Below are 23,269 nucleotides of genomic sequence, written 5' to 3'. Positions count from 1 at the left end.
CTGGGCGCGCCAGGACGATCGCTTCAGCAAGCGATCGCGGCCATCGGCGACGTCAGGCGAGGCTCGCGCCGTGGGTGTTCATCAGTCCGAGCCTGATCCTGTTCGCGCTCTTCGCCTTCGCGCCCATCGTCGCGGCCCTGGTGCTCAGTTTTCAAGACGTTCAGCTCTTCGGCGACGGAACGTGGGTCGGCACGCAGAACTACCAGACCATGCTCACCACCCCGTTGTTCTGGACCAGCGTGTGGAACACCGTGGTGTTCACGGTGGGCACGGTGCCGACCAGCACGGCCATCGGCCTGCTGCTCGCCGTGATGCTGAACCGAAAGCTGCCGGGCAGGGGCATCATCCGAAGCCTCTACTTCTTGCCGATGGTCGTTTCAGGTGTGGCGGTCTCGCTCGTGATGGTCTGGATGTTCAACAGCGACAACGGCATAGTCGACGCGTTCCTGGAGGTGGTGGGTTTTCCGCGCATCGAGTGGCTGAGCTCACCCAGCTGGGCGATGCTGACCGTGATCCTGGCAGTGGTGTGGGGACGCATCGGGTTCTGCATGGTGACCTACCTGGCCGCGCTTCAGAGCATCAACCCCTCGCTGCTCGAGGCGGCCCAGATCGATGGCGCCGGAACCTGGCGCCGTTTCACCTCGATCACGTGGCCGCTGCTGAATCCGACGACCTACATGCTCGTCGTGCTCAACATCGTGTTCTCGTTGCAGGCGTTCGATGTGATCTACGTGATGACGGGCGGCGGTCCCGGGTTCTCCACGACCGTTCTCATTCAGTACATCTTCCGGTCCGCGTTCACAGACGGACGAATGGGATACGCGTCGGCGGTCGGAGTCTTCCTCGTCGTCGCCCTGCTCGTTCTCACGCTGCTGCGCAACCGGCTCTCGCGTCGAACGGAGGAACTGTGATGACGTCGTTCACGGCATCGAAGACAGCGGCCCCTACGAGGATCGGGAAGACCCCGAACCGCCCGGGCACGGCCCGGCGGGCGGTCGGACGATGGATCGTGTGGGCGCTGCTCGTCGCAGGCGCGCTGATCATGTTCTTCCCGGTGTATTGGGTGTTCGTCACCGCCATCAGCCCAGGCGGCCTGGCCGAAGGATCCGGGTTCGCGCTGTGGCCATCTCGCGTCGACTTTGGCGTCTTCGCCCGGGTGTTTCAGAGCCAGCCCATAGGGCTCTGGATGCTCAACTCCACGATCACGTCGGTCGCCAGCGTGGTTCTTTCTGTGGCGATCAGCCTTCTCGCCGGGTACGCATTCGCGAAGTATCGATTCCGCGGGCGGAACGCGATCTTCGCGCTCATGCTGCTGACGATCATGGTTCCGATCCAGGTCATCGTCGTACCCGAGTTCGTGATCATCTCGAAGCTCGGGCTGGTGAACTCCTATTGGTCGGTCATCCTGCCCAGCGCCGCCCAGGGCATCTGCATCTTCATCGCCCGGCAGTTCCTGATCGCGATTCCCGACGAGCTGATCGAGGCTGCTCGAGTGGACGGTGCGAGCGAGTTCCGCATCTTCCTTCGCGTCGTGCTCCCCATGAGCGGTCCGCTCATCGCCGTGCTGACCATCCTGACGTTCGTCTGGCGGTGGAACGACTTCATCTGGCCGCTCGTGGCACTGCAGACGCCGGACAAGTTCACGATGTCTGTCGGGCTGAACTCGTTGAACGGCGCGTACTCGCATCCCTGGGACCAGATCATGGCGGTCACGTTGCTGTCGATGATCCCGGTGATCATCGTGTTCCTGATCTTCCAGCGGCAGTTCGTGCAAGGAATCGCAGAGTCGGGTCTGAAGTGAAGCGAGCGCTCGAAAGGAAGTGACAATCGGCCGATTCCCGAAACCCTCGCGGAATGACCCGGGTGTCGACCCACACCCGGGTTACAGTCGCAAGACACCCCGCCGGCGGCGACCCCGCGACCGGACACGAGGACGAGAGCCATGACGCGAGACCACCGGACGCGACGAAGCGTTCGCTTCTGGCGCGCGCTCCGCGTCAGGGATGCCCGCATCGGCCTGCGAGCACTTGTCGCCATCGCCGCGCTCGCGCTCGTGGGTGGGATCGCCGCTCCGGCACACGCCGACGACTACCCCAGCTGGCAGGACGTGCAGAACGCCAAGGCCAATCAGGCTGCCGCGCAGGCCGAGGTCACGAGGATCCAGGGACTCATCGCCAACCTGCAGACCCAGGTGGAGCAGACCCAGGCGGCGTCGGTGAAGGCCGGAAACGAGCTCGCCGAGGCGCAGCAGAAGTTCGACCTCGCCGACGTGCGGGCGCAGAAGCTCGAGGAACAGGCATCCGGTCTGAAGAAGAAGGCCGACGACGCCACTGCCCAGGCGGGGCGCCTCGTGGCCGAGCTGTACCGCTCAGGCGGTAGCAACCTTACGGCCAACATCTTCCTGAGCGGCAGCAAGAACTCGCAGGATGCCGACAAGCTGCTCGACCACCTCGGATCGGCCTCGAAGCTGGTCGAGAACACGAGCGGCATCTACCAACAGGCCGAGCAGGCGCGCAACACGGCCAAGGCGACGAGCGACCAGGCCAACGTCGCACGCACCGATCGCGAGCAGCTTCGCACCGACGCGGATGCCGCGCTCAAGAATGCGGTCGCCGCCGCGCAGGCTGCGCAGGACGCGCTCGCCGCACAGCAGGCGCAGTCCGTTGTACTTCAGGCACAGCTCGCTGCATTGCAGGACACGACGGCGAAGACCGTCGCCGGATACCAGCAGGGCGTCGCTGCCAGAGAGGCTGCGGCTGCAGCTGCAGCGCAATCCGGTGCAGGCCTGCCCGGCGGTTACGTCGGCCCGCAGGGGTGGGCGGTTCCCGCCTACGGGCCCATCACCGACGGCTTCGGGCCGCGTGTCGCGCCGTGTTCTGGCTGCAGCAGTTATCACGAGGGAGCCGACATCGGAGCCGGCTGCCGCGCAACGATTTACGCCGCACACGATGGCACCGTGACCTTCACGGGGCCATACGGCGGCTACGGAAACCTGGTCATGGTCGACAACGGGGGTGGCATTTCCACACGATACGGACATATCGTGAACGGAGGCATCTTGGTCGGCGCTGGCCAACATGTGGGAGCAGGGGAGCCGATTGCCTTGGTCGGCTCGACCGGAGAGTCCACAGGATGCCATCTGCACTTCGAAGTGCGGATCAACGGGAGCGCAAGAGATCCCGTTTCATTCATGGCCGCTCGGGGAGCCCCGCTCGGCTGACAAACCGCGGGGGGCGACATGGCGACGGAATCGCCGAACGAGACCACGCGCGCCGACGAACTCATGCAACGCGACGCCGAAGTGCTGCGCGCAGAGAGACGTAAGCGCGAGCGGTCCTCCGTGTGGGGACCGGCCGGGCGACCGATCGCCGACCCCGAGCAGAGCGAGCCGCGCAGGCATCCTTTGCACCGCACGTCGTCGCTCGTTCCGCTGTCGATGAGCGCGGCAGTGGTCGGCGTCATGACCGGCGCGATCGGCATCGTCGTCCCACCGGCGCACGCCGACGACTATCCGAGCGCCAATGACGTTCAGCAGGCCAAGCAGAACGTGGCCGACGAGCAGGCGATGGTCGACAAGATCACCGGACTCATCGGCGACCTGCAGAGCCAGGCCGATGCCGCGAGCATCGCCGCGGACAAGGCGGCCGAGGCCTACCTCATCACCAAGGGCAAGCTCGACGACGCCACGGCGAAGGCAGCCGAGCTGCAGGAGAAGGCGAAGACGGCGGCGAAGACCGCCAAGACGTCGGCCATGCGTGCCGGGCTGCTGGCATCCCATCTCGCCAAGACCGGCGGCGACTCCTCGATCAACCTCCTGCTCTCGGGTGGCGACGCGGATGCCTCGGAGCGCCTGCTCTACCAGCTCGGCACCATGAGCCAGCTCACGGAGCAGTCCAGCGCCATCTACAACCAGGCGATCCGTGACAAGAATGCCGCGACGTCGCTCGCAGCTCAGGCGTCGGCCGCGGAGAAGACGCGCAAAGGTCTGACTGACGCCGCCTCAAGCGCGTTGCAGAAGGCGAAGGATGCCGCGACCGCCGCACAAGCGGCCGTCGCGGACCAGCAGGCGAAGCAGACCGAACTGGTCACCCAGCTCGCGACCCTGCAGAACACGTCCGTCGAGGTCGCCCAGTCCTATGCGGCCGGACAGCTCGCAAAGCAGAAAGCCGCTGTGCCTCCTGCGGCCCCCGCGCCTCCCGTACAGCAGGGCGGGCAATCGGGTGGCTCGAACGCGGGCGGCGGATCTGCAGGTGGCGGCTCGAACACCGGCGGCGGATCTGCAAGTGGTGGCTCCACCGCTCCCTCAGCTGGCGGTGGATCCTCCGGTGGCGGCGTCAGCGCCCCGAACACGAGCGCGGTCGAGACCGCGATCGCCTACGCGTACCAGCACATCGGCGCACCGTACGACCTGGACGGGGCAGGCCCTGTCTATTACGACTGCTCCGGACTCGTGATGATGGCGTACCGGGCGGCCGGCATCTACGTCGGCTCGCACAGTGTCTCCGACCAGTACTACACGGCTCAAGGCCGGGGTCAGATCGTTCCGCTGAGCCAGCGGCAGCGTGGCGACATCATCTTCTGGTACGACGGCGGTTTCTACCACGACGCCATCTACCTGGGGAACAACCAGATCATCGCGGCGCGCGACTACGGGGAGCCGCTCGCGGTGCAATCGCTGTGGGGAACGCCGTATCCCTACGTGGCGCGCCCCACTGGCTGACCTCGCGGCGGACTCGAGGGCCGGATGCCTCGCGGCCACCGGGCCAACGTGGCAGATCACGCCAGCTGTCAGCTCAGCGCGGCGACGACCAGCTTCGTGGCCGCGGCGATCAGGCCGTCGTCGGACGCGGCATCCTGGGTGCTCCGCGTCGTGTAGACGGCCAGCACGATCGGCTTCGCCCCCGCCGGGTAGAGCACCGCGACGTCGTTGCGTGAGCCGTAGCCTCCGCTGCCTGTCTTGTCCGCCACGCGCCACGAGGATGGGACGCCAGCACGAATGTACGGCCCTCCCGTCGTGTTGCCGAGCATCGTGTCGACGAGGAACTGGCGCCGTTCAGCCGGAAGCGTGTGCCCGAGCGTCAGGCTCTTCAGGTCCTCTGCGACCTGCTGCGGAGTGGATGTGTCGCGCGGGTCGCCCGGGATCGCGGTGTTGAGGTCCGGTTCGGTGCGATCGAGGTTCGTCACCCGGTCGCCCCACGTGCGTACCTGCGTTTGCGCCGCGGCGGGGCCGCCTAGTTGCTCGAACAGCAGGTTCGCGGCGGTGTTGTCGCTGTACTGAAGTGCTGCGGTGATCACGTCGGACAGTGGCATTCCGCTCTTCACGTGCTGGGACGTCACCGGAGAGTACGACTGGAGTTGCGATGCGTCGTAGTGGACGACGGCGGCAAGGTCGGCGTCCGTCGCGTGCTGCAGCACGGCGCCGGAGGTGAACAGCTTGCTGGTGGAGTCCAGCGCGAAGCGTTCGCTCGCCCGATAGCCGTAGGTCGTTCCCGCACCTGTGTCGACGGCCTGGATGCCCACGCGTGCGCCGTACTGCTTCTCCAGGGCCGCGAGTGCCGAGTTCAGGGCGGCGACGTCGACGATCCGAGTCGTCTGCGTGGCGATCGAAGCGTGAGTGGAGGCGACGGTGACGTGCGCGGCCGGCTGCGCGGAGCATCCGGCGAGCACGGAAAGGGCGGCGACCACCAGAACCGTCTTCGCCCACGTCGTGCGCCCGTGAACGGCCGGAACGCGGGGCGAGCGGAAGCGGATCAGTGTCCCTGCTCGGCGAGCCGGGCGATGGCCTCCTGCACGAGCCTGTCGGCGTCCTCCGCCGAACCCCATGCATCGACCTTGACCCACTTGCCGGGCTCGAGGTCTTTGTAGTGCTCGAAGAAGTGCTGGATCTCCTTCTTCGTGTACTCCGGGATGTCGTCGACGTCTTGGATGTGCGTCCAGCGCGGGTCCTTGTACTGCACGGCGATGATCTTGTCGTCGCCGCCTGCCTCGTCGCTCATGTGGAGCACGCCAACGGGGCGCACCTTCACACCCACGCCAGGGAACAGCGGGTAGTCGAGCAGCACGAGCACGTCGAGCGGATCGCCGTCTTCGCCGAGGGTGTTCTCGAAGAATCCATAGTCCGTGGGGTAGCTGAAGTTCGTGTAGAGAACCCGGTCGAGGTAGACCCGGCCGGACTCGTGGTCCACCTCGTACTTATTGCGGCTGCCGCGCGGAATCTCGATGACGGCGTCGTACTCGGCCATTCGGTGCTCCATTCCTGGGAAGACTGATCGCATGCCAATCTACCGGCGCCCACGCACCCCGCGGGTTGAGTGGCGGCGCGCACCGTGGGTTGAGTAGCGCCGCGCACCGGCGGTGGGCGCCTACCGTTGAGGGGTGACCGATGCCCAGCGCCGTCCGCGCCTCACCCCGCCGATCGCAGACGTGCGCCGCGCAGTGCGTGACGCCCTGGCATCCGCTGCCGTGAGCGCCGGCGACCTCGTGCTCGTTGGGCTCTCCGGCGGGGCGGACTCGCTCGCGCTCGCGGCCGGTGCCGCCTTCGAGGGGCTACGCGCGGGCATCCGTGTCGGCGCCGTGATCATCGACCACGGGCTGCAGGATGCCTCGGCCACCACGGCGGACCGCGCCCGCGAGCAGGCGGTCGCCCTCGGCCTGGACCCCGTCGTCGTCAAGCGCGTCGAGGTCGCGACGCCCTCAGGAACCGGAGGTCCGGAGAACGCTGCTCGCGAAGCCAGGTACGCGGCGTTCGCCGAGGTGCTCGCCGACGTCGGGGCATCCCACCTGCTGCTCGCGCACACGCTGGACGATCAAGCGGAGACCGTGCTCCTCGGGCTCGCGCGCGGCTCCGGTGCCGCCAGCCTGCAGGGCATGGCGCCGGAGTCGGGGAGCGTGCTGCGGCCTTTGCTGGGCATTCGGCGGCAGGCGACGCGGCAGGCGTGCATCGACGCCGGGCTGGAGCCGTGGGACGACCCGCACAATCTCGACCGCTCGTACACACGCGTTCGTGTGCGCCACGACGTGCTTCCCGTGCTCGAGCGCGAGCTCGGCCCGGGCGTCGCCGAGGCGCTCGCCCGCACGGCCGAGCAGCTGCGCGAAGACGCCCGGGCGTTCGACGAGATGATCGAGGAGGTCATCGAAGACATCTGCGAGCCGGCCGAGGCAGGCATCGCGGTCTCGGTCGGCGCGCTCGAGGCGAACCCGCCCGCGGTGCGAAACCGGATCATCCGTTTCGTCGTTCTCAGCGAATTCGGCATCGCTCTCGAGCGTGTGCACGTGCTTGCCGTGGCGCGCCTCGTGACCGAGTGGCACGGCCAGAAACGGCTCGATCTGCCAGGCGTTAAAGTGAAACGCGACGGTGGGATGCTCGTGTTCACCTCGTCCGGCGCCTGACCTTGCAGAGCCGAGCGGAGCGTCGCCACCTCTGAACGAACCCGAACGTCGAGCACCTGGATCAGGGGAGAGCATGCTGCCAGAAGACATCGAGGGCGACCTCACGAAGGTGCTCGTCACCGAGGAACAGATCCACAGACGGCTCGACGAGCTCGCCGAGCAGATCGACGTCGACTACGCAGGAAAAGACGTGTTGCTCGTCGGTGTGCTGAAGGGCGCGGTGATGGTGATGGCCGACCTCGCACGCGCGCTGAGCATTCCGATCAACATGGACTGGATGGCTGTCAGCTCGTACGGAGCGAGCACCAAGTCGAGCGGTGTGGTGCGCATCCTCAAAGACCTCGACTCAGAGCTGGCGGACCGCCATGTGCTCATCGTCGAGGACATCATCGACTCGGGCGTGACGCTCTCCTGGCTGCGGGAGAACCTCGTCTCGCGCGGGCCGGCATCCGTCGAGATCTGTGCGCTGCTGCGCAAGCCGGATGCCGCGAAGGTGCAGGTCGACGTCAAGTACGTGGGCTTCGACATCCCGAACGACTTCGTGGTTGGGTACGGCCTCGACTACGCCGAGCGATATCGCAACCTGCGCTCGGTGGGCATCCTCGCGCCGCACGTCTACGAGTGAGTCCCGGGGCGCCTGCTTCTTCGCCCACGCGCGCATAGCACGCCGTCGGCGAACATGCAGATGCCCCTCAGGGCCGTGGCGGTAGCCTGACAGCACCATGAACCTGAAAAAGATCTTCCGTGGCCCCATTCTGTGGATCGTGCTTGCGGTCGTCATCGTGTGGATCGGGTCGAGCCTGATCACGATGTCGGGCTTCAAGGAGATCAGCACCGAGCACGGCCTGCAGCTCCTGAAAGACGGCAAGGCCACAGAGGCCACGATCGTCGACAACGATCAGCGTGTCGACCTCACACTCGACAAGGCCGACGGCAACAACGGCACGCAGGTGCAGTTCTACTACGTGGCGCCTCGCGGGGCCGACGTGGTGAAGGCTGTGACGAATGCCGACCTGGCGAAGGGCTACAACGACCAGGTACCGCAGCCCAGCTGGTGGTTGTCAGCACTGAGCATCCTGCTGCCGGTCGTACTGATCGGCGCGTTCTTCTGGCTCATGCTCTCCGGCATGCAGGGCGGCGGCAACAAGGTCATGCAGTTCGGCAAGTCGCGCGCCAAGCTGGTCTCGAAGGAGAGCCCGAAGGTCACGTTCGACGACGTTGCAGGCAGCGACGAGGCCATCGAGGAGCTGCAGGAGATCAAGGACTTCCTGAAGGAACCGGCCAAGTTCCAGGCGGTCGGTGCCCGCATTCCCAAGGGCGTGCTGCTGTACGGCCCTCCGGGAACCGGTAAGACTCTGCTCGCGCGTGCTGTGGCAGGCGAGGCCGGCGTTCCCTTCTACTCGATCTCGGGATCCGACTTCGTCGAGATGTTCGTGGGTGTCGGCGCCAGCCGTGTTCGAGACCTGTTCGACCAGGCGAAGCAGAACGCGCCGGCCATCATCTTCGTCGACGAGATCGACGCTGTCGGCCGTCACCGTGGTGCTGGGCTCGGCGGAGGTCACGACGAGCGCGAGCAGACGCTGAACCAGCTGCTCGTGGAGATGGACGGCTTCGACGTCAAGACCAACGTCATCTTGATCGCGGCCACGAACCGGCCAGACATCCTCGACCCGGCGCTGCTGCGCCCCGGCCGCTTCGACCGTCAGATCGGCGTCGATGCACCCGACCTGCAGGGCCGCAAGAAGATCCTCGAGGTGCACGGACGCGGCAAGCCCCTGGCTGCAGGCGTCGACCTCGAGGTCGTTGCCCGCAAGACGCCGGGCTTCACCGGTGCCGACCTCGCCAACGTGCTGAACGAGGCGGCGCTCCTCACCGCCCGCTCGAACGCGCAGCTCATCGACAACCGCGCTCTCGACGAGGCCATCGACCGCGTCATCGCCGGTCCTCAGCGCCGCACCCGGGTGATGAAGGACCAGGAGAAGCTCATCACCGCGTACCACGAGGGCGGCCACGCTCTCGCTGCGGCGGCGATGCGGCACACGGACCCCGTGACGAAGATCACGATCCTGCCGCGCGGACGCGCACTCGGCTACACGATGGTGCTGCCCCTGGAAGACAAGTACTCGATCACGCGCAACGAGCTGCTCGACCAGCTTGCCTACGCGATGGGTGGCCGCGTGGCCGAGGAGGTCGTCTTCAAGGATCCGACGACGGGCGCCTCGAACGACATCGAGAAGGCGACCGGCATCGCCCGCAAGATGGTCACCGAGTACGGCATGAGCTCCGACATCGGCTCGGTCAAGCTCGGCCAGTCGTCCGGCGAGATGTTCCTCGGCCGCGACATGGGTCACCAGCGCGACTACTCCGAGCGCATCGCCGAGCGCGTAGATGCCGAAGTTCGTGCGCTGATCGAGAAGGCGCACGACGAGGCGTGGCAGGTCATCAACGACAACCGAGAGATCCTGGACGGTCTGGCTCGCGAGCTGCTCGAGAAGGAGACGCTCGACCACAACCAGATCGCCGAGATCTTCAAGAACGTCAAGAAGCTGCCGGAGCGCCCCGAGTGGGTTTCCGCGGAGAACCGGGTCTCGCCCGGCATCCCGCCGATCGCCTACCCCGAGCCGCAGACCGCGCCGATCGACCCGGGCATCGTCGACGGCGACGTGGACTCCGACCCGAACCCGAGCAAGCCGAAGCGCTCGCGCCAGATCAAGCCGCGCCCCGCAACGGCTTAGCGCGAGGGCCGCGACCTGATGGCCATCGACCGCGGACGAATCGAAGCGGCCGTAGCCGAGTTGCTCGCCGCCATCGGTGAGGACGCCACGCGCTCCGGGCTGCAGCAGACCCCGGAACGCGTGGCGGACTCCTACGAGGAGTTCTTCGGCGGGCTCGAACTGGACCCGGTGGAGCCGCTGCGTGAGTCGGTTCCGCTTGGCGACAGCGAGGCCGAGACGGTGCTGCTGCGTGACATCCATTTCCGTTCGATGTGCGAGCACCACCTGCTGCCGTTCATGGGCGTTGCACACCTGGCCTACCTGCCGCGCGATCGCGTGGTGGGCCTCGGCAGGTTGTCGAAGGTGGTCGAGATCCTCGCGGCGCGTCCTCAGTTGCAGGAGCGCCTCACCGAGGAGATCGCCGACACGTTCGTCGCAGGTCTCGACCCGCGCGGCGTGCTCGTCGTGCTCGACGCCACGCACGCGTGCGTGACCACGAGGGGCGCACGGCAGACGGATGCCTCGACCGTCACCATCGCCACGCGAGGCGAGCTCAGCGACCCCATGGCGCGCACCGAACTGATCACGCTGATCGGCCGGGGAGTCGCGTGACGCATATCATGGGCGTGCTCAACGTCACGCCTGATTCCTTCAGCGACGGCGGACGGTGGGCGTCGACGGATGCCGCCATCGCGCACGGCGTGGAACTCGCGGAACAGGGCGCGGACATCGTCGACGTGGGCGGCGAGTCGACGCGTCCGGGCGCCGAGCGGGTGCCTGTGCCGGCAGAGCTGGGACGCGTGCTACCGGTCGTGCGCGAGCTGGCGGCGCGAGGCATCCGCGTGAGCATCGACACCATGAACAGCGAGACGGCCAGAGCTGCCGTCGACGCCGGCGCTCAGATCGTGAACGACGTGTCCGGCGGCCTGGCCGACGCCGCGATGGGGCCGTTCGTGGCCTCCAGCGGCGTGGACTACGTGGTGATGCACTGGCGCGGGCACAGCCGCAGCATGAACCAGCTCGCCAGCTATACGGATGCCGCGCGCGAGATCCGCGAGGAGCTCTTCCGCAGGGTGGACGACCTGCAGGCTCAGGGCGTTGCCCACGACCGCATCATCGTCGACCCCGGGCTCGGATTCGCGAAGAACGCCGATCACAATTGGGACGTGCTGCGCCACCTGCGCGACTTCGAGACGGCCGGCCTGCCCGTGCTGCTCGGGGCATCCCGCAAGCGATTCCTGGGCGAGCTCATGCCGGAGGGCGCGAGCCCGCAGGACCGCGATCTGCCGAGCGCGGTCATCGCGGCGCTGGCGGCGCGCGACGGCGTGTGGGGCGTTCGCGTGCACGACGTGGTCTCCACGCGCATCGCGCTCGAGGTGGTGCGCTCGTGGCTCGGGGAGCCGCCTGCCGCCGACGGGGCGACCGACGGGAAGATGGAGTCATGAGCGGCGACCGCATCACGTTGACGGGCATCCGGGTGCGCGCGCACCACGGTGTTTTCGACTTCGAACGCGAGCAGGGGCAGGACTTCGTGATCGACCTCGTGGCTTGGCTCGACCTCGGGCCCGCGGCAAGCGGCGACCTGCTGGCCCAGACAGTGCACTACGGGGAGCTGGCGGAGGCCGTGGCGAACGCCGTGGCATCCGATCCGGTCGACCTCATCGAGACCGTCGCGGAGCGCGTCGCACGCGTCGTGCTGTCGTTCCCGGTGGAGCGCACCGAGGTGACGGTGCACAAACCGGAAGCGCCGATAGCCGTGCCGTTCGGCGACGTAGCGGTGACAGTGGTGCGCGACCGCGCTTGGATCGATGGGGTGGTCTCGTGATCGCCAAGCCGCAGCGCATGCGCCCGCTCGAGCCGGCGGTGATCGCGTTCGGGAGCAACCTCGGCGACCGGGAGGCCACGATTCGTGGGGCGCTCGACGACCTCGCCGAGACGCCAGGTGTTCGACTGGACGCCGTCTCCCCGTTCATCGAGAGCGCCGCAGTGCGCCTCGACGGAGTGGACGAGCGCGCGCCGCGCTACCTCAACGGTGTCGCGCTGATCTCCACGGCGCTCGATCCGCACGCGTTGCTCGACGAGCTGCACCGCATCGAGGATGCCCACGGGCGCGTTCGCGTTGAGCGCTGGGGCGACCGCACGCTCGACCTCGACCTCATCGCTGTGGGCGGCCGGCAAGTGGACGACGACACGCTCGTGCTGCCGCATCCGCGTGCTGCGGAGCGCGAGTTCGTGCTCGCACCGTGGCTGGACGTCGACCCGGATGCCGAGCTGCCAGGGCTGGGACGGGTGGATGCGCTGCTCGCGCGCGTGCGGGCATCCGTGGTTGCAGCCGGTTCGACGGAGCATGGGCCGGGTTGGACGGACGACGGGAGTCACTCATGAGGCGCACGGGACCCGGCGCGCTGATTCCCCTCGGCCTGGTGGGGATCGGCATCGGTTACCTGCTCGAGATCGCTCTCGTGGCGGCCGGCGCGCCCATGCTCGTCCCGCCGGTTTCGCTCTCCGTCACGCTCGTCGCGATCGGCGTGATCGTCGTTTTGCTGGCCGTGCCGATCAGACGCGCTGTGCGCAGCAAGGTGAAGGTGCACGTCGATCCGTTCAGGGCCATGCGCATTGCGGTGCTGGCCAAGGCCTGCAGCCTGGTGGGCGGACTGCTCACCGGAACCGGGATCGGCGTCGTCGTCTACATCCTGACTCGGCCGGTTCAGGCCTCGAGCGAGGCCATCTGGCTGAGCGTGATCGCGGCCGTGAGCGCGGTCATCCTGCTCGTGGGCGGCCTCATCGCGGAGTACTTCTGCACCTTGCCGCCGCCAAAGGACGAGGAGGCGGAGCGCGCCGACCACGCGCCCGCGCACTGAGTCGGCGCTGCGCGGAGGCGGCGGTTCGGGTACTGATCCGCGCCCTGCCCGCCCACATCGCGACCTGACTCTGGGCGGCGGCCGACAACTGCGGCACACTGGACTCATGGGCGCCGATCTCGATGAGCTGAAGCGGCTGCGGCGCGCCCGCGACAGGATGGACCGCGAATACGCGCAGCCCCTTGATGTGCAGGCACTCGCGGCGACCGCGCTCATGTCGCCCGCCCATTTCAGCCGCCGCTTCCGTGACGAGTACTCGGAGACGCCGTACTCCTACCTGATGACCCGACGTATCGAGCGCGCGAAGGCTCTGCTGCGTCGCGGCGACCTGAGCGTCACGGATGTCTGCTTCGCCGTGGGCTGTACCAGCCTCGGTTCGTTCTCGTCGCGGTTCACCGAGCTGGTGGGGGAGACGCCATCGGCGTATCGAGCGCGCAGCCACGAGGAACTGGATGCCTTCGCCTCCTGCCAGACGATGGTGCTCACGCGGCCTAGGCGCAGCGAAGGACGCGCGCACCTCGAAGAGCTCGAGCTCTCGAAGTATTGAGGCAGCCCACCGCGAAGGCGAGCAGTTTCGGAGAAGCCCGGGCACAGGCATCCCCCTAGCGTTGAGGGCATGACAGTAGCAATCAGCGGCGTGCACGTGCTGGTCGACGACCCGCAGGCAGCCCTTCCCTTCTACCGAGACATCCTCGGACTCACCGTCAAGAACGAGGTCTCCAACGGCGGCTTCACGTGGATCACCCTCTCCACGCCTACTCAGCCGGAGATCGAGATCGTGTTGGAGCAGCCGCACGCCGGCCGCTCTCAGGAGAACGGCGACGCCATCGCCGCCCTCCTCGCCAAGGGCGAGCTGCAGATGCTGCAGTTACGCACCGACGACCTCGCAGGCACGTTCGACAAGCTGGCATCCGCGCCGGGCGTCGAGGTGCTTCAAGAGCCGACCGACCAGTTCTGGGGCGTTCGAGACGCAGCAGTGCGCGACCCAAGCGGCAACATGATCCGCATCGCCCAGGCCTGAGGCGTGTGACCGCCGGTTGAGTAGCGCCGAAGGCGCGTATGAAATCCGGGTTCGTATGTGCGGGTTTCGATACGCGGCCGCTTCGCGGGCGCTACTCAACCGGCGGTGGCGCGGTTGCGGGGCTCTACTCGCTGGGGCGGTTGCGGCGGTCGACGCGGCGCACGAGCATCCAGGAGAGCGGAAGCAGCGCAGCGGCGATCGCCCACTTGACGATGCCGCCGACGATGAAGGGGGTGAAGCCCGCGGCCATGACCGCGGCGAAGTCGTGCGGCAGTCCGAGGTTGCCGAGCACGACAGCCAGGTAGGGCAGGCCGAACAGGAACGGCACGATGCTCGCAGCGAAGAAGCCGATCGCGGCGAGTACCGGGCGACGATCCCACGCTCGTTCGGACAGCCATCCGATCAGCGCTGCTGCGGGGATGAAGCCGATGATGAAGCCGAAGCTCGGCAGCAGCACGGAGGCGGGGCCGCCGGTGAAGTCGGCGAAGATGGGCAGGCCGGCCAGGCCAAGCACCAGGTAGAGCCCGAGGGATGCCGCCCCCCGCCAGGCGCCGAGGCTCGCGCCCACGAGCAGCACGGCGAGCGTCTGCCCTGTGACGGGCACGGGCCAGAGCGGCACCGATACCTGGGCCGAGATGGCGACGAGCGCGGTTCCGGCGAGGATCAGCAGTGCGTTGGCGACGGCGCTGCGCGGTACGACGCGGTCGGCGAGCGTGGGGACGAGACGTGCGGTGGGAGTTGCTGTGGACAAGGCGGGCTCCGATCGTGAGCGGGCGGCGGGCAACGGTCCAACACTAGACCGCGGCCGAGGGTGACCGGCCGTTCGGTGTAGACATCCGATCCACGCATTGTTTGGCGGTCGTTGCCAATGGGCACGCGCACACCTTCCGGTTGTCGCGAAACGCGGGTGCGGGCATCCGCCACCCGCATTTCGTGGCCGCCGAACGACGGAGCGCGGCCGGGCGCACATCGCAGACGGGCCACACTTCGCGTGCAGGGCGCGTCAGTACCATGGAACCCGCAGGTTGCGTAAGAGCACGCCGCGAACATCGTGCGATGACGGCGTCGCTCGGGCAGCACGGGACAGGAGCACAGTGTCGCAACGACTGGATGTCGCAGCGCTCGACGGCACGTCGTGGCGGCGGGTCTCGCCGAAGTACGTCGTGGTGGTCGTCGTCGGCTCCCTGATCAGCGGTGCCGTCTCGGCCGCGATCGCCGTCTTCGCCTGGCTCGTGCTGCTGTGGTGGTGGGCGTGGATCGCGCTCGTCGTCATCGTCGTGGTGGCCATCGTGCAGCTGATCATCGCGCCGCGTCGCGCCCGCGCGATCGGGTACATCCTGCGAGACGACGACCTGCTCATCCGGCGGGGCATCATGTTCCAGCGCTTCGTCGCCGTTCCGTACGGGCGGATGCAGCTGCTCGACATCGAGCGCGGGCCCATCGACCGCGCACTGGGGCTGGCCGAGCTGAAGTTCGTGACGGCCGCAGCATCCAGCCGGGTCTCGATTCCCGGTCTTGTGGAGTCGGATGCCGCGTGGCTGCGTGACCGACTCGTGGAACTCGCAGAGTCGCGCAGGACAGGTCTGTGACCCAGACGTACAGCCGGGCGACGGGACTCGCCGACGGCGAGTGGCACCGCATGCACAAGGCGACGCCGCTGCTGCGGGGCGGTATCGCCATCGTGGCCGTCGTCGGAGTGATCGTGGCCAACCTCCGGGAACGCATCGTCAGCTTCGTCATCGGCACACCCGACTATCCGTCTGGGGACCCGGTAGACGTCATCATCCGCCACAACTTCGTATGGCCGGCCATCGGCATCGCCGCCCTCATGATCGCGCTCTGCGTAGGCGTGTTCGCGCTGTCATGGCGCGTGCAGACGTTCCGGGTGACGGAGCAGGCCGTCGAGCTGCGCAGCGGCATCCTCCGGAGGCAGGAGCGCAAGGCGCGGCTCGACCGCATCCAGGGTGTGAACATCCAACGGCCGGTGTTCGCGCGCATCTTCGGCGCGGCGAAGCTCGAAATCGTCGTGGCGGGCAACGACGCCAACCTGAATCTCGCCTACCTGTCCTCCGCCGTGACCGAGACCCTTCGCCGCGAGATCCTGCGACTTGCTTCCGGCGTGCGCGCTGAGCACGACGCGCCGACGGGCATCCCGGCCGAGGACGGGATCGCGACGGCGATCGGACAGCAGGCAGCGCCAGGTGGGTCGGCGATCGGGGAGCCGCCGGCCCAGCCGGAGGCGCAGCCGGAGGCGCAACGGATCTCGGCGAGGGGCATCCTCACGGATCGGGTCGACGAATTCATCACCCCCGCCGACCTCGACCCGGATGCCGCGCCGCCGGCATCCGTCGTGCACATGCACCCGGGGAGGCTGGCCGGATCTCTGCTGCTGAGCGGTCCCACGATGGTGCTCGCCGCCATCCTCATCGCCATGCTCGTCGGTGCGTCGCTCGGGCGGCTCTGGCTGATCATCGTCATCTTCCCGATCATCCTGAGCCTCGGCGGCCTCTTCGTCCGCCGGTTCAGCAAGGCGCTGCGCTACAGCATCTCCGCCGGCGACCAGGGCGTTCGCATCGGATTCGGGCTACTCACCACGAGCAGCGAGAACATCCCGCCGCGGCGGATCCACGCAGTCGAACTGCTGCAGCCGCTGGCGTGGCGGCCGTTCGGCTGGTGGCAGATGCGCATGAACACCGCAGGCCACACACGCGGCAAGAACGCCGCGGGCGAGGCCCGCACGACGACGCTGCCCGTGGGGAGCATCCGCGACGTTCAGCGGGTGCTGCCGCTGCTGCTTCCCGGCATGGACGACACGGTGCGGGATGCCATCGCGCACGCCGGCATGAACGCTCACGCCGACCAGTCCGCGTTCTCGTCTGCTCCGCCGCGCGCCAGATGGCTGCGGCCGTTCTCATGGCGCAAGACGGGCTACACCATCGCCGACGGCGTGATCGTCGTGCGGCACGGTGCCGTGTGGCGGCGCATCGTGTTCGTGCCGCTCGCGCGCATGCAGAGTGTGGAGGTGGAGCAAGGGCCCGCGCGGCGCATCCTCGACCTGGCGTCGGTCGACGTGCACCTCATCGACGGACCCGTGCACGCGAAGGTCCCGGTCATGGACACGCGGGCCGCAGAGGAACTGTTCGCCATCGTCAGCGCGGGCGCGATCGCATGGGCAGACGCCGAGCACGCGCCGGCTCCGCGGCCCGACGCGGTGGGGGATGCCTGATGGCCGGCAGGTCGGGACGCCTCGGCGTCGGAATCGTCGGCGCCGGCCGAGTGGGGCCGGTGCTGGGCGCCGCGCTCGCCGGAGCGGGACATGCCGTCGTCGGCATCGCGACCGCCAGTGATCGCAACCGGGAGCGCGCCGAGGCGCTGCTGCCCGCGGTGCCCGTGCTCAGCATCCCGGATCTCATCGAGCGCTCGGAGCTGGTGCTGCTCGCCGTTCCGGGGTCGGAACTGCCCGAACTTGTGAACGGGCTCGCGATCGCCGGCGCCTGGCAGCCCGGACAGTTGGTCGTGCACACGTCGCCCGAGTACGGCGTCGGCGTGCTCACGCCGGCGTTGCAGCGCGGCGCCATCCCGCTGGCGATCCACCCGGCGATGGTGTTCAGCGGCACGAGTCTCGACCTCGCGAGGCTTGCCGAAACGTACTTCGCGGTCACGGCCCCGACACCCGTTCAACCGATCGGGCAGGCGCTCGTCGTGGAGATGGGCGGCGAGCCCGTCATAGTAGATGAGCAGGACCGCCCCGCCTACGCTGAGGCGATCTCCACGGCCACCACGTTCTCGCGCTCCATCGTGGAGCAGGCATCCGGCATCCTCGCCCGCGCGGGCATCGACAATCCGGGGGCCTACCTGTCGTCGCTTGTGCGGTCATCCGTCGACGAGGCGCTGCGCAGGGCGGGGGTGCCGACGGAGCTCGACGTGCTCGACGTCGGGATGCTCGACGCTGCGACTCCGCCCGAACCGCCCGTGCCGCCCGGTAGATGGGACCTCGGCGGAGCAACCGATAGCGCGGCCGATGGCTGGGACGACACGAGCGGATGGCCGGACGACCCGGACGAGCGTCCGCGTTGATGCCGAACGGCCGGCGGGCCCGATGCCACCGGGACCCGATGCCGCCTGGACCACCCGGCATGATCGGGCGAGACCACGCAGACGATACGACGGAGACCAGATGACGGAGACGAAATGACCCCGACCCCGCACGTGGCCACCACCATTCCGGGCATCCGCAGCATCGTTGCGGATGCCACTGCCAAGGGCGAGCGCGTCGCTCTCGTGCCGACGATGGGTGCGTTGCACGACGGTCATCTGGCGCTCGTACGGCGAGCGCGCGAACTGGGCGACCTCGTGGTGGTGTCGATCTTCGTGAACCCCCTGCAGTTCGGCCCGAACGAGGACTTCGACCGCTACCCGCGCACCCTTGAGACCGACCTCGGCGCGCTCACGGGCATCGCCGACGTCGTCTTCGCGCCGGCCGTCGACGAGATGTATCCGGATGGCCCCACGCAGACCCGCGTGACGGGTGGCGACGTCGCATCCCAGTTCGAGGGCGCATCGCGGCCCGGCCACTTCGACGGCATGCTGACAGTGGTCGCCAAACTGCTGAACATCGTGCGGCCGAACGTTGTGCTGTTCGGCCAGAAGGATGCCCAGCAGGTCTTTCTGGTGCGGCAGATGGTGTCGGACCTCGACATCCGGTCGTCCGTCGAAGCCGTTCCCACCGTGCGTGAGAACGACGGCCTCGCCCTCTCCAGCCGCAACGCCTATCTCGACGGCGACGCGCGACGTGAGGCCGTCACCCTGTCCTCCGCCTTGAACGATGTCGCCTCGGCCGCTGCACACGGAGCCGACGAGGCGCTCGCCGCCGGGCTCGCGCGCGTGCAGGCATCCGCGGCCGTTAAGCTGGACTACCTAGCCATCGTCGACCCGCACACCTTTCGTTCCGTTGACGAGCGGTACCGCGGACCGGCCATCGCACTCATCGCGGCGCGCGTGGGCGGAACCCGACTCATCGACAACGCGAGCGTGGTGATCGGGGCCGCCGGCTGAGGTGCTGCCTGACGGCACCCGTGCATCACCCCTGATCGACTAGCGTGCGCCGACCCGGGCAGCACACCAACGAATCGCACCGAACGAAGAGGAACCATGGCGAGCGAGACCCGCACAACGTCGGCAGAGCCGGGCGCCGAGCTGACCGCCGAGGAGATCGGCGAACAGAAGGCCGTGCGGCTCGCCAAGCGTGAGCGGCTCATCGCGGAGTCGGATGCCGCCGGCGGCGCCTATCCCGTCGCCTTGCCGATCACCGCGACCATTCCCGAGCTGCGCCAGAAGTACGGGGATCTCGAAGCGGATGCCACGACGGGCGTTTTCGTCGGCATCGCGGGTCGCGTCGTGCACCTGCGCAACACGGGAAAGCTGTGCTTCGCGGTGCTGCAGTCGGGAGATGGATCCCGCATCCAGGCCATGGTGTCGCTCGCGTCGGTGGGCGAGGAGGCGCTGACGCGCTGGAAGGAGCTCGTCGATCTCGGCGACCACGTCTTCGTGCACGGCGAGGTGATCTCGTCGCGACGCGGAGAGCTGTCGGTGATGGCGGATGACTGGGCCATCGCCTCGAAGGCGATCCTGCCTCTGCCCAACCTGCACAACGAGCTCTCCGAAGAGACGCGCGTGCGCAGCAGGTACCTCGACCTCATCGCCCGCGACCAGGCCCGCGCCAACGTGGTGAACCGCGCCAAGGCGGTCGCGTCACTGCGCGCCACGTTCGCCTCGCGGGGCTTCATCGAGGTCGAGACGCCCATGCTGCAGACGATGCACGGCGGGGCATCCGCTCGCCCGTTCGTCACGCATTCGAACGCGTTCGACACGGAACTGTTCTTGCGCATCGCGCCCGAGCTGTTCCTCAAGCGTGCCGTCGTCGGCGGCATCGACCGCGTTTTCGAGATCAACCGCAACTTCCGCAACGAGGGAGCCGACTCCACGCACAGCCCCGAGTTCGCCATGCTCGAGGCCTACCAGGCGTACGGCGACTACAACACCATGGCGGAGTTGACGCAGACCCTCATCCAAGACGCGGCGTGGGCGACCAGCGGCGGACACGTCGTCACCTGGGCCGACGGCACCGAGTACGATCTCGGCGGCAGGTGGGACTCGGTCTCGATGTACGAGAGCCTCACGGATGCCCTCACGCAGGCGGTCGCGTCGGGTCGCGTCCCGTGGACGGGCGGCACCGACATCACTCCCGAGACGCCCCTGAACGAGCTAGCGGCACTCGCCGAACTCGTGGGCATCGAGGTCAAGCATCCGATCCACGGCAAGTACGTCGAGGAGCTGTGGGAGCACTTCGTGAAGGGCGGACTGGAGCGGCCGACGTTCGTGCGGGACTTTCCCGTGGACACATCTCCGCTCGTTCGTGCGCACCGCTCGAAGGCGGGTGTCGTGGAGAAGTGGGATCTCTACATCCGCGGCTTCGAGCTCGCCACCGGATACTCCGAACTCGTCGACCCGGTCGTGCAGCGCGAGCGCTTCGTCGAGCAGGCGCGGCTGGCGGCGCAGGGTGACGACGAGGCCATGCGGCTGGACGAGGAGTTCCTGCGCGCCCTCGAGTTCGGCATGCCGCCAACCGGAGGCATGGGCATGGGCATCGACCGACTCCTGATGGCGCTCACCGGCCTGGGCATCCGCGAGACGATCCTCTTCCCCCTCGTCAAGTAGCGGCGGCGCGCCCCGCCGCCCCACCGTCGCCCTCGCCGCCCGCCGCACCCCGGCCGCCCCGCCGCCGCCCCACCGCCGCCTCGGCCGCCCCACCGCCGCCCCGGCCGCCCCACTGTCGCCACGGCCGCCCCACCGCCGCCACGGCCGGGTCCGGGCGCACGGCCGCGCCGAAAACAGCAGTGATCGCGCTCTCGTGCCGAAAACAGCAGGATGTCTGCTGTTGTGGTTGACATCTGCTGCTTTCAGCGCGCCCGTCCCGGGCTTCCGACGCAGCGCCCGTCCCGGGCTTCCGACGCAGCGCCCGTCCCGGGCCGGGTGCCGGTTCCGGTCGCCGCACCAGCGCCAGGTTCGGCCGCCGGCTCGCTTCCCCGCATCCCCGAAAACAGCAGTGATCGCGCTCTCGCGTCGCGAACAGCAGGATGTTCGCTGTTCTCTGCGACATCTGCTGTTCTAACCGCAACCGGATGCGCCTCCTGCCTGTCCTCCCCAGGCGGGTGCTGCTCCAGATGTTCCACCGAACCAATGACCGACGATCGCGTCGGGGCTGGATCTTGTCACCGTGGCTGCATGGATGTTTCGACCGCGCTGGCCCGATTCGGCGGCCTCGCCACACGGAATCAGCTCCGGCAACTCGGGTGCGGAACTCGGGCGATCGCGAAATACCTCGAGAAAGCGGGCCGGTCCGTGCGCAGGTCGTGGGTTGCCGCCCCGAATGCCGACCCACTCGCCGTGCGTGCTGTCGGCTTGGGCGGGATGCTCGGTGGTGAGAGCGCGCTGCGCTCTTACGGCGTCTGGGTCTCGCACAATACCGGCCTCTGCGTAGCGGTGAAACCCGGCACAAGCAGGCTGCCCGGCCTCGCGGATCACGAGTACCGCATCTATCCGCACGACCATGTGTGGCCGACAGGCATCCGGTGGCGCGCGGACGGGGTAAGCGCGCTCGTGCAACTAGCTCCCCGAGTTGATTCGCAACACCTCATCGCTTCCATCGACAGCGCGTTGTACACGCGTGTGCTCGCAGCCTCACGCCTCGACGATCTGTTCGCTCGTCTGCCCCGACGATTCGCCCGGCTTCGGCTGCTGATCGACGCTCGTGCAGAATCCGGAATCGAGTCACTCTTCCGCATAGCGGCCGTGGGTGAGGGGTGGTCCGTTGCGGTGCAAGTGGCCATCAGACACGTGGGTCGCGTCGACTTCGTGATCAACGGGTGGTTGGTTATCGAGGTCGACGGCGACAGCTGGCACTCGACTCCCGAGCAGCGAGCACGTGATCGAGCCCGGGAGGCCGAACTCGTCCGACAAGGGATGCGCTCCCACCGCTTCGATTACCGCCAGGTCATGTCCGACCTCGAGGGATGCATTGAGGTCACGAGGGCGCTGCTCGCCGCTGGACGGCCCTGACTCTGTGCGGACTGTTACCCGGTGCGGATCGGGACTCGGTGCGGAGTGTGACCGTGCGGAGGGTGACCGGTGCGGACCGTGACCAGTGCAGACCGTGACCAGTGCAGACCGTGACCGCTGCGGACCGTGACCGCTGCGGACCGTGACCCGATCCCGCTCGCTGCCGGAGAACAGCAGACGTGCATGGGAACAGCAGACATCCTGCTGTCTTCGGCACGAGAGCGTGATGACTGCTGTTTTCGGAACGGGGCCCGCAGGGCAGCTGCCGAGCACCGGACCCCGCCGAGCGCACCGGGCCCGGGCGGGCCCGCCTACCGCTGGAACCGCTTCAGGTGCTCCTGCGTGAGTTGCTCCATCTGCTCGTCGGTGAGCTCGTCCATCTTCTTGGCCTCGCGCTTGTCCGTATGCATCCAGCGCACGAAAAGGATGATCAGCACCGGGATGTCCGCGACCTCGGCTATGAACCACAGGAAGTCGCCCGACAGATGCTGATCGTGCAGCGGCGAGGGGAACCACGGCGGCAGCAAGCCGGTCACTGCCGGGGCGTGGTCGAGCACGGTCTCGTTGAGGCGCAGCAGGATGCCTGGCACGGCATCCAGCACGAGCTCGACGAACGCGAGCATGAACTCGGCCGTGATGAAAAGGCTGGTGCGCAGCAGCCCGCTGTCGGTGATGGGCAGCACCATCAGGAGCCCGACCAGCGGCACTCCGATCGTGATCGCCGCCTCCCACGCCGGATCGAGCCGCAGCACCGCGGCGAACGGCGTGAGGAAGACGCAGAATCCGATGAGCGCGACGACCGGAGCGAAGATGGCGTTGCCCATGAGCCGCACCGGCCACGAGCCGAGGATGCGCTCGAGCACGCGCGCGGGCATCCCCGACATGGCGGCGCGCGCGAGCGAGACGGGCCGGCCGAGCGCGAGCAGGCCTGGCACCACGAAGAGCAGGAAGGCGATGCGCGTGGTGAAGGCCCAGCGCAGGTCGGTGCTCCAGGCGCCGAGGAATCCGAACTGCACCCAGGCGTAGGAACCGAGCCCGAGGGCGTAGAACGCGATCGTCGGCCATGCCGGCCAGCGCACGCCGTTGCGGCGGGCGAAGTGCAGTCCGAGGCCGTAGAGCGCGGCCGCGACCACGATCAGGCCGAACGCATAGGGGTCGAACGAGAA

At 68.0% G+C, this 23,269-nt stretch carries 24 protein-coding genes; 20 read left to right on the top strand and 4 right to left on the bottom strand.

Annotation, left to right across the window (positions count from 1 at the left end; genetic code table 11):
• Window positions 1–74: 74 nt before the first annotated feature.
• The 4 genes from ACO2Q7_RS08310 to ACO2Q7_RS08295 all read left to right on the top strand — a co-directional run bounded on the left by ACO2Q7_RS08310 (window position 75) and on the right by ACO2Q7_RS08295 (window position 4,720).
• Window positions 75–911, top strand: coding sequence for a carbohydrate ABC transporter permease (locus ACO2Q7_RS08310; RefSeq protein WP_423355135.1), 837 nt, complete (start codon window positions 75–77; stop codon window positions 909–911).
• Window positions 911–1,801 carry a carbohydrate ABC transporter permease gene (locus tag ACO2Q7_RS08305; protein WP_423355134.1) on the top strand — a complete coding sequence of 297 codons (891 nt, stop codon included), beginning with the start codon at window positions 911–913 and terminating at the stop codon, window positions 1,799–1,801. Before ACO2Q7_RS08310 ends, ACO2Q7_RS08305 begins: the two co-directional genes overlap by 1 nt.
• Window positions 1,802–1,942: 141 nt before the next feature.
• Window positions 1,943–3,220: a peptidoglycan DD-metalloendopeptidase family protein gene (locus ACO2Q7_RS08300; protein ID WP_423355133.1), complete on the top strand. Its 1,278-nt coding sequence runs from the start codon at window positions 1,943–1,945 to the stop codon at window positions 3,218–3,220.
• 18 nt (window positions 3,221–3,238) lie between these two features.
• Window positions 3,239–4,720 carry a C40 family peptidase gene (locus ACO2Q7_RS08295; RefSeq protein WP_423355132.1) on the top strand — a complete coding sequence of 494 codons (1,482 nt, stop codon included), beginning with the start codon at window positions 3,239–3,241 and terminating at the stop codon, window positions 4,718–4,720.
• Window positions 4,721–4,788: 68 nt separating this feature from the next.
• Here ACO2Q7_RS08295 and bla read toward each other — a convergent pair whose 3' ends face one another.
• Both bla and ppa read right to left on the bottom strand, forming a co-directional pair.
• Complete coding sequence (gene bla, locus ACO2Q7_RS08290; RefSeq protein WP_423355131.1) at window positions 4,789–5,685, bottom strand: class A beta-lactamase; 897 nt, start codon at window positions 5,683–5,685, stop codon at window positions 4,789–4,791.
• Window positions 5,686–5,750: 65 nt separating this feature from the next.
• A complete protein-coding gene (ppa, locus tag ACO2Q7_RS08285) occupies window positions 5,751–6,242 on the bottom strand; it encodes an inorganic diphosphatase (protein ID WP_423355130.1) in 492 nt (163 codons plus the stop codon).
• A 133-nt stretch (window positions 6,243–6,375) separates the two neighbouring features.
• Between ppa and tilS the strand changes: the two genes are divergently transcribed.
• The 10 genes from tilS to ACO2Q7_RS08235 all read left to right on the top strand — a co-directional run bounded on the left by tilS (window position 6,376) and on the right by ACO2Q7_RS08235 (window position 13,985).
• Window positions 6,376–7,389, top strand: coding sequence for a tRNA lysidine(34) synthetase TilS (gene tilS, locus ACO2Q7_RS08280; RefSeq protein ID WP_423355129.1), 1,014 nt, complete (start codon window positions 6,376–6,378; stop codon window positions 7,387–7,389).
• Between the two features lie 73 nt (window positions 7,390–7,462).
• Window positions 7,463–8,014, top strand: a complete 552-nt coding sequence (hpt, locus tag ACO2Q7_RS08275; RefSeq protein ID WP_423355128.1) for a hypoxanthine phosphoribosyltransferase — start codon at window positions 7,463–7,465, stop codon at window positions 8,012–8,014.
• Between the two features lie 97 nt (window positions 8,015–8,111).
• The gene (gene ftsH / locus ACO2Q7_RS08270; RefSeq protein ID WP_423355127.1) at window positions 8,112–10,124 is read left to right on the top strand and encodes an ATP-dependent zinc metalloprotease FtsH; all 2,013 of its coding nucleotides are present in this window, start codon (window positions 8,112–8,114) and stop codon (window positions 10,122–10,124) included.
• Window positions 10,125–10,142: 18 nt separating this feature from the next.
• Window positions 10,143–10,715 (top strand): GTP cyclohydrolase I FolE, encoded by a 573-nt coding sequence (folE, locus tag ACO2Q7_RS08265; protein WP_423355126.1) that lies wholly within the window; start codon window positions 10,143–10,145, stop codon window positions 10,713–10,715.
• Window positions 10,712–11,548: a dihydropteroate synthase gene (folP, locus tag ACO2Q7_RS08260; protein ID WP_423355125.1), complete on the top strand. Its 837-nt coding sequence runs from the start codon at window positions 10,712–10,714 to the stop codon at window positions 11,546–11,548. The genes folE and folP overlap by 4 nt, the downstream gene beginning before the upstream one ends.
• Window positions 11,545–11,928, top strand: a complete 384-nt coding sequence (gene folB, locus ACO2Q7_RS08255; protein ID WP_423355124.1) for a dihydroneopterin aldolase — start codon at window positions 11,545–11,547, stop codon at window positions 11,926–11,928. Before folP ends, folB begins: the two co-directional genes overlap by 4 nt.
• The gene (folK, locus tag ACO2Q7_RS08250; RefSeq protein WP_423355123.1) at window positions 11,925–12,488 is read left to right on the top strand and encodes a 2-amino-4-hydroxy-6-hydroxymethyldihydropteridine diphosphokinase; all 564 of its coding nucleotides are present in this window, start codon (window positions 11,925–11,927) and stop codon (window positions 12,486–12,488) included. Before folB ends, folK begins: the two co-directional genes overlap by 4 nt.
• Entirely contained in the window at window positions 12,485–12,964 is a 480-nt protein-coding gene (locus tag ACO2Q7_RS08245; RefSeq protein ID WP_423355122.1) for a DUF3180 domain-containing protein, read from the top strand. The genes folK and ACO2Q7_RS08245 overlap by 4 nt, the downstream gene beginning before the upstream one ends.
• A gap of 106 nt (window positions 12,965–13,070) precedes the next feature.
• A complete protein-coding gene (locus ACO2Q7_RS08240; RefSeq protein WP_423355121.1) occupies window positions 13,071–13,511 on the top strand; it encodes a helix-turn-helix domain-containing protein in 441 nt (146 codons plus the stop codon).
• 69 nt (window positions 13,512–13,580) lie between these two features.
• Window positions 13,581–13,985 (top strand): VOC family protein, encoded by a 405-nt coding sequence (locus ACO2Q7_RS08235; protein WP_423355120.1) that lies wholly within the window; start codon window positions 13,581–13,583, stop codon window positions 13,983–13,985.
• A 124-nt stretch (window positions 13,986–14,109) separates the two neighbouring features.
• Here ACO2Q7_RS08235 and ACO2Q7_RS08230 read toward each other — a convergent pair whose 3' ends face one another.
• Window positions 14,110–14,736 carry a biotin transporter BioY gene (locus ACO2Q7_RS08230; RefSeq protein ID WP_423355119.1) on the bottom strand — a complete coding sequence of 209 codons (627 nt, stop codon included), beginning with the start codon at window positions 14,734–14,736 and terminating at the stop codon, window positions 14,110–14,112.
• A 343-nt stretch (window positions 14,737–15,079) separates the two neighbouring features.
• Here ACO2Q7_RS08230 and ACO2Q7_RS08225 point away from each other — a divergent pair, with 343 nt between their 5' ends.
• The 6 genes from ACO2Q7_RS08225 to ACO2Q7_RS08200 all read left to right on the top strand — a co-directional run bounded on the left by ACO2Q7_RS08225 (window position 15,080) and on the right by ACO2Q7_RS08200 (window position 22,103).
• Window positions 15,080–15,574 carry a PH domain-containing protein gene (locus ACO2Q7_RS08225; RefSeq protein ID WP_423355118.1) on the top strand — a complete coding sequence of 165 codons (495 nt, stop codon included), beginning with the start codon at window positions 15,080–15,082 and terminating at the stop codon, window positions 15,572–15,574.
• Entirely contained in the window at window positions 15,571–17,211 is a 1,641-nt protein-coding gene (locus ACO2Q7_RS08220; RefSeq protein WP_423355117.1) for a PH domain-containing protein, read from the top strand. Before ACO2Q7_RS08225 ends, ACO2Q7_RS08220 begins: the two co-directional genes overlap by 4 nt.
• Window positions 17,211–18,062, top strand: coding sequence for a Rossmann-like and DUF2520 domain-containing protein (locus ACO2Q7_RS08215; RefSeq protein WP_423355116.1), 852 nt, complete (start codon window positions 17,211–17,213; stop codon window positions 18,060–18,062). Before ACO2Q7_RS08220 ends, ACO2Q7_RS08215 begins: the two co-directional genes overlap by 1 nt.
• Window positions 18,063–18,176: 114 nt before the next feature.
• Window positions 18,177–19,040 (top strand): pantoate--beta-alanine ligase, encoded by an 864-nt coding sequence (gene panC / locus ACO2Q7_RS08210; protein WP_423355115.1) that lies wholly within the window; start codon window positions 18,177–18,179, stop codon window positions 19,038–19,040.
• A 96-nt stretch (window positions 19,041–19,136) separates the two neighbouring features.
• Entirely contained in the window at window positions 19,137–20,702 is a 1,566-nt protein-coding gene (lysS, locus tag ACO2Q7_RS08205) for a lysine--tRNA ligase (RefSeq protein WP_423355114.1), read from the top strand.
• Window positions 20,703–21,269: 567 nt separating this feature from the next.
• Window positions 21,270–22,103, top strand: a complete 834-nt coding sequence (locus ACO2Q7_RS08200) for an endonuclease domain-containing protein (protein WP_423355113.1) — start codon at window positions 21,270–21,272, stop codon at window positions 22,101–22,103.
• A 311-nt stretch (window positions 22,104–22,414) separates the two neighbouring features.
• Here the strand turns inward: ACO2Q7_RS08200 and ACO2Q7_RS08195 are convergent, their stop codons facing one another.
• Window positions 22,415–23,236 (bottom strand): cytochrome c oxidase assembly protein, encoded by an 822-nt coding sequence (locus tag ACO2Q7_RS08195; protein ID WP_423355112.1) that lies wholly within the window; start codon window positions 23,234–23,236, stop codon window positions 22,415–22,417.
• Between the last annotated feature and the right edge of the window lie 33 nt (window positions 23,237–23,269).

This window comes from Rathayibacter sp. KR2-224 (genome assembly GCF_049446075.1).
Lineage (GTDB): Bacteria > Actinomycetota > Actinomycetes > Actinomycetales > Microbacteriaceae > Humibacter.
This window is presented reverse-complemented; position numbering and strand designations above follow the sequence as displayed.

What these genes read in the sequence shown, in the direction of transcription:
- ACO2Q7_RS08305 (WP_423355134.1), top strand. Translation starts at nt 911, where the DNA reads ATGACGTCGTTCACGGCATCGAAGACAGCGGCCCCTACGAGGATCGGG.
- ACO2Q7_RS08300 (WP_423355133.1), top strand. Translation starts at nt 1,943, where the DNA reads ATGACGCGAGACCACCGGACGCGACGAAGCGTTCGCTTCTGGCGCGCG.
- ACO2Q7_RS08295 (WP_423355132.1), top strand. Translation starts at nt 3,239, where the DNA reads ATGGCGACGGAATCGCCGAACGAGACCACGCGCGCCGACGAACTCATG.
- ppa (WP_423355130.1), bottom strand. Translation starts at nt 6,242, where the DNA reads ATGGCCGAGTACGACGCCGTCATCGAGATTCCGCGCGGCAGCCGCAAT.
- hpt (WP_423355128.1), top strand. Translation starts at nt 7,463, where the DNA reads ATGCTGCCAGAAGACATCGAGGGCGACCTCACGAAGGTGCTCGTCACC.
- ftsH (WP_423355127.1), top strand. Translation starts at nt 8,112, where the DNA reads ATGAACCTGAAAAAGATCTTCCGTGGCCCCATTCTGTGGATCGTGCTT.
- folE (WP_423355126.1), top strand. Translation starts at nt 10,143, where the DNA reads ATGGCCATCGACCGCGGACGAATCGAAGCGGCCGTAGCCGAGTTGCTC.
- folB (WP_423355124.1), top strand. Translation starts at nt 11,545, where the DNA reads ATGAGCGGCGACCGCATCACGTTGACGGGCATCCGGGTGCGCGCGCAC.
- ACO2Q7_RS08245 (WP_423355122.1), top strand. Translation starts at nt 12,485, where the DNA reads ATGAGGCGCACGGGACCCGGCGCGCTGATTCCCCTCGGCCTGGTGGGG.
- ACO2Q7_RS08240 (WP_423355121.1), top strand. Translation starts at nt 13,071, where the DNA reads ATGGGCGCCGATCTCGATGAGCTGAAGCGGCTGCGGCGCGCCCGCGAC.
- ACO2Q7_RS08235 (WP_423355120.1), top strand. Translation starts at nt 13,581, where the DNA reads ATGACAGTAGCAATCAGCGGCGTGCACGTGCTGGTCGACGACCCGCAG.
- ACO2Q7_RS08215 (WP_423355116.1), top strand. Translation starts at nt 17,211, where the DNA reads ATGGCCGGCAGGTCGGGACGCCTCGGCGTCGGAATCGTCGGCGCCGGC.
- panC (WP_423355115.1), top strand. Translation starts at nt 18,177, where the DNA reads ATGACCCCGACCCCGCACGTGGCCACCACCATTCCGGGCATCCGCAGC.
- lysS (WP_423355114.1), top strand. Translation starts at nt 19,137, where the DNA reads ATGGCGAGCGAGACCCGCACAACGTCGGCAGAGCCGGGCGCCGAGCTG.
- ACO2Q7_RS08200 (WP_423355113.1), top strand. Translation starts at nt 21,270, where the DNA reads ATGGATGTTTCGACCGCGCTGGCCCGATTCGGCGGCCTCGCCACACGG.